The following is a 503-nucleotide window of genomic DNA, read 5'->3' as shown; positions in this document are numbered from 1 at the left end:
TGTAAGAATAAACTGGCTTGCCAGTCTGTTTAGGAACGAAGTAGTACATAATGCCCAAGAAGCCTGCCGTCAGGAAGAAACCAACAGCATTATGGCCATACCACCACTGCATCATCGCATCGACAGTACCTGCGTAAGCAGAGTAGGACTTCCAGAACGTGACTGGAATGGCCATGCTATTCCCGATGTGTAGAATCGCGACAGTGATAATAAATGCGCCATAGAACCAATTTGCAACATAAATGTGCTTGGTCTTACGCTTCATTATGGTACCAAAAAAGAGGACGCCATAGGCTATCCAAACTAAGGTGATTAGAATATCGATCGGCCACTCAAGCTCTGCGTATTCTTTTGCGCTAGTAATGCCTAGTGGCAAAGTGATCGCTGCTAGAACGATGACCGCTTGCCAGCCCCAGAACATGAATGACGCGAGGGTGTCCGAGACCAGGCGTGCTTGGCAAGTCCGCTGCACCACATAAAACGATGTAGCAAATAGAGCACTA

The 503-nt window shown here is 47.5% G+C and carries 1 protein-coding gene; it reads right to left on the bottom strand.

Annotation, left to right across the window (positions count from 1 at the left end; all coding sequences use genetic code 11):
- Positions 1–503: cbb3-type cytochrome c oxidase subunit I (locus tag A3756_RS03640; protein ID WP_197481147.1), on the bottom strand; the 503-nt coding region annotated here is incomplete at both ends.

The organism is Oleiphilus sp. HI0086, assembly GCF_001635225.1.
Note: the sequence above shows the minus strand (reverse complement) of the source record. Positions and strands in the feature narration are given on the sequence as shown.